Genomic DNA, 4,359 nt, shown 5'->3' with positions numbered 1-4,359 from the left:
GATATTATCGCCTGCTTGACCTTGATCAAGAAGCTTACGGAACATTTCAACGCCAGTGACGATTGTTTTTTGTGTTGGTTTAACGCCAACAATTTCCATTTCTTCGCCGACTTTAACAACGCCACGTTCTACACGACCTGTGATAACTGTTCCACGACCTGAAATCGAGAAAACGTCTTCAATAGGCATCAAGAAAGGTTTGTCAATGGCGCGTTGTGGTGTTGGGATATAGGAATCAACCGCTTCCATCAAATTTTTAACGGCGAGCTTGCCACTATCTTTGCCATCTAAAGCTTCCAGCGCTGATCCACGAATTATAGGAATATCATCGCCTGGGAAATCATATTTAGATAATAATTCACGAATTTCGAGCTCAACAAGATCAAGAAGTTCTGGATCATCAACCTGATCAACTTTATTCATGAACACAACGATCGCAGGCACACCAACTTGACGTGCAAGAAGAATATGTTCACGTGTTTGTGGCATAGGACCATCGGCTGCAGACACAACAAGAATGGCACCATCCATTTGGGCAGCGCCCGTGATCATGTTCTTAACATAATCGGCGTGTCCAGGACAATCAACGTGTGCATAGTGACGGTTTGCAGTTTCATATTCAACATGGGCTGTTGAAATAGTGATACCACGTGCACGTTCTTCAGGGGCTTTATCGATTTGATCATAAGCTGTGAAAACGGCACCACCTGTTTCAGCCAATACCTTCGTAATAGCTGCTGTCAATGATGTTTTACCATGATCAACGTGACCGATTGTACCAATGTTACAATGCGGTTTATTCCGTTCAAATTTTACTTTTGCCATTTTATAACTCCAATTACGTCAGTTTATTTTTTAGAAATTTCATCAGCCATATGCTGCGGCACAGGACTATAATGATCAAATTGCATTGTATATTGAGCACGACCCTGAGACATCGAACGAAGATTATTTACATAACCAAACATTGACGACAAAGGTACCATTGCATTCACAACACGTGCATTACCACGGGAATCCATGCCTGTTACTTGACCACGACGTGAATTCAAGTCACCAATAACATCACCCATATAATCTTCAGGCGTAATAACTTCTACATTCATGATTGGCTCTAAAAGACAAGGACCTGCCTTTGCCAAACCTTCACGATAAGCAGCTTTTGCAGCAATTTCGAAAGCAAGCGTACTTGAATCGACGTCGTGATACGCGCCGTCAATCAAGGTTGCTTTAAAGTCAATCATTGGATAACCAGCGACAACACCTGTATCTTTTGCAGCATCCAAACCTTTTTCAACGCCTGGAATGTATTCACGCGGTACAGAACCACCAACAATCGCTGATTTAAATTCGTAACCTTGACCAGCTTCAACCGGTTCAAAACGAATCTTAACGCGCGCAAATTGACCAGCACCACCTGATTGTTTTTTGTGTGTATAATCGTATTCGATTGTTTTAGTAATCGTTTCACGATAGGCAACTTGAGGTGCACCCACATTAGCTTCAACTTTAAATTCGCGACGCATACGATCAACGATAATCTCAAGATGAAGTTCGCCCATTCCTTTAATAATCGTTTGACCACTTTCATGATCAACGCTTACTCTAAAAGATGGATCTTCTTCTGCAAGACGCCCTAAAGCAACTGACATTTTTTCTTGGTCAGCCTTCGTTTTAGGCTCAACAGCAACTTCAATAACAGGTGCTGGGAATTCCATTTTTTCAAGAATGATTGACTTGGTCACATCACAAAGCGTATCACCTGTTGTTGTTCCCTTAAGACCAGGAATCGCAACGATGTCACCTGTAGACGCCCATTTAATATCTTCACGTTCATTCGCATGCATAAGCATCATACGCCCAATACGGATCTTTTCATCCTTAATCGAGTTAAGAATCTGTGCACCACTTTCAAGAACACCTGAATAAATACGCACAAAAGTCAACGAACCAACAAATGGATCGGTTGCGATTTTAAAAGCTAACCCCGAAAAAGGCTCAGTATCATCTGCTTTACGAATTTCAAGCGCTTCTGTTCTAGGGTTAATTCCTTCAACAGGCGGCACATCAAGCGGACAAGGAAGATAATCGATAACAGCATCAAGAAGTGGTTGAACACCCTTGTTTTTAAAGGCAGAACCGCAAACGATTGGCACAAAAACTGCACCCAATGTTCCTTTACGGATACATGCTTTTAAAGTTGCTTCGTCAGGTTCAACACCGTCTAAATACTTAGCAAGCGCTTCATCATCAAGCTCAACAGCCATCTCGACAAGGCGTGCACGATAATCAGCCGCTTTTTCTTTATATTCTTCAGGAATATCAAGATATTCAAATTTTGCACCAAGACTTTCATCTTTCCAGACGATTGCTTGCATTTTAATAAGATCTATAATACCCACGAAATTTTCTTCAGCACCATAAGGCAATTGAAGAATCATTGGCTTTGCGCCTAAACGATCAACAATCATATCGACAGTGCGATAGAAATTGGCGCCAGTTCTATCCATTTTATTAATGAAACAGATACGTGGCACTTTATAACGATCAGCTTGACGCCAAACAGTCTCAGTTTGAGGCTCAACACCTGCAACAGAGTCAAATACAGCAACAGAACCATCTAGAACGCGTAAGGAACGAAGAACCTCAATCGTAAAATCAATGTGACCTGGTGTATCAATAATATTAATACGGTGATCATCCCAGAAACAAGTTGTCGCAGCAGACGTAATCGTGATGCCACGTTCTTGTTCTTGGACCATCCAGTCCATTGTAGCGGCGCCTTCATGGACTTCGCCAATTTTATAAGAGCGACCTGTATAATACAGAATACGTTCTGTCGTAGTTGTTTTACCAGCGTCAATATGGGCCATAATCCCAATATTGCGATAACGTTCTAATGGTGTTGTGCGTGACATAGTTCCCTACCAACGATAATGCGAGAATGCTTTATTAGCTTCGGCCATTTTATGTGTATCTTCACGTTTTTTGACAGCCGCGCCACGATTATTCATAGCTTCTAAAAACTCTGCACTTAAGCGAGCTTCCATAGTTTTTTCAGAACGCTTACGCGCTGTAGAAATAAGCCAACGAATAGCCAATGCTTGTGAACGTTCTTGACGAACTTCCATAGGCACTTGGTATGTTGCACCACCAACGCGACGTGAACGAACCTCAACTGAAGGTTTAACGTTGTCTAACGCATCGTGGAACCCCTTTAAGGGATCTTGACCTGTTTTTTTCGCCAATACATCAAATGCATCATAAACGATTTTTTCAGCAATTGGTTTTTTGCCTTGAATCATGACACTATTAATAAATTTTGTGACGACTATATCTCTATATTTTGGATCGGGGAGAACTAATCTTTTCTCCGCTGCACGCCTACGTGACATCTCTACCTCAACTTAACTATTTAGGACGCTTCGCGCCATATTTTGAACGGGCTTGTTTACGATTTTTAACACCTTGGGTATCAAGCGCACCACGGATAATGTGATAGCGAACCCCAGGTAAATCTTTTACACGACCACCACGAATTAGGACAACGGAGTGTTCTTGCAAATTATGACCTTCACCGGGAATATAACCAGTGACCTCAAATCCATTTGTCAAACGAATACGTGCGACCTTACGAAGAGCCGAGTTTGGCTTTTTAGGCGTTCTTGTATAAACACGCGTACATACACCACGTTTCTGTGGACATGCCTCCAGATGGGGCACTTTGTTACGAGCATAAGGCGCTTTTCGTGATTGGCGCACAAGCTGGCAAATTGTTGGCATTCGATCCTCTTTAGTTACTTCCTAATTTATAGGACACTAATTTATGAATTAATCAGGTGCTGACACCTATGGTCAGACCTAAAAGTAGTACAATGTTAGGCGATTCTAGTGAATGATCACGCAAGAGTCAACAAAAACTATACCCCTTCCCTCAAGAAAAATCAAGTTGGCGATCTTAATGGTACCGGCATTGAGGATTAAAGACTTTTGATCATTAAAAATTTATTATCCTTAGCTTCAGAATATTTTCCAACCACATACTTTTTTAAAATGAAAGCAGCAAGACAAACCTCACTAAAAGTAATATAATACTTTACATATTGATACTAAAGTAGTAGTATATATTTATTTAAATTTAAACAACTTACAGAGGTAAAAATGATTAAAAGACTATTCTTTATGTTCATCTTAAACACATTCACTTTTAACGCAATACATGCAAATCAAAATGATATTAATGCAATTGTTTGTGCATCCGCACAAGATATAGTGGAATAACTTGAAAACACTACAAAGTTGCCAAAAAGCAATATATTCAAATTTACGGCAATATCTGCAGAAAGTTTTACAATTTAA

Annotated in this window: 4 protein-coding genes; all 4 read right to left on the bottom strand. The window is 40.5% G+C overall.

All coding sequences use genetic code 11. From position 1 onward, the window contains the following. Window positions 1-825, bottom strand: an 825-nt coding sequence (gene tuf / locus Q8L85_08895) for an elongation factor Tu (protein ID MDP1724802.1), incomplete at its 3' end; no start/stop codon positions are given. Between the two features lie 23 nt (window positions 826-848). Further along, window positions 849-2,918, bottom strand: coding sequence for an elongation factor G (gene fusA / locus Q8L85_08890; protein ID MDP1724801.1), 2,070 nt, complete (start codon window positions 2,916-2,918; stop codon window positions 849-851). A gap of 6 nt (window positions 2,919-2,924) precedes the next feature. Then, complete coding sequence (rpsG, locus tag Q8L85_08885; protein MDP1724800.1) at window positions 2,925-3,395, bottom strand: 30S ribosomal protein S7; 471 nt, start codon at window positions 3,393-3,395, stop codon at window positions 2,925-2,927. A 16-nt stretch (window positions 3,396-3,411) separates the two neighbouring features. Further along, window positions 3,412-3,783 carry a 30S ribosomal protein S12 gene (gene rpsL, locus Q8L85_08880; protein ID MDP1724799.1) on the bottom strand — a complete coding sequence of 124 codons (372 nt, stop codon included), beginning with the start codon at window positions 3,781-3,783 and terminating at the stop codon, window positions 3,412-3,414. Between the last annotated feature and the right edge of the window lie 576 nt (window positions 3,784-4,359).

The organism is Alphaproteobacteria bacterium, from assembly GCA_030680745.1.
In the GTDB taxonomy this organism is placed as follows: domain Bacteria; phylum Pseudomonadota; class Alphaproteobacteria; order JAUXUR01; family JAUXUR01; genus JAUXUR01.
The sequence above is the reverse complement of the archived record's forward strand: the minus strand, read 5'-3'. Positions and strand labels throughout refer to the sequence as shown.

Excerpts from the sequence above, each read along its gene's own strand:
- fusA (MDP1724801.1), bottom strand. The coding sequence starts at position 2,918 with ATGTCACGCACAACACCATTAGAACGTTATCGCAATATTGGGATTATG.
- rpsG (MDP1724800.1), bottom strand. The coding sequence starts at position 3,395 with ATGTCACGTAGGCGTGCAGCGGAGAAAAGATTAGTTCTCCCCGATCCA.
- rpsL (MDP1724799.1), bottom strand. The coding sequence starts at position 3,783 with ATGCCAACAATTTGCCAGCTTGTGCGCCAATCACGAAAAGCGCCTTAT.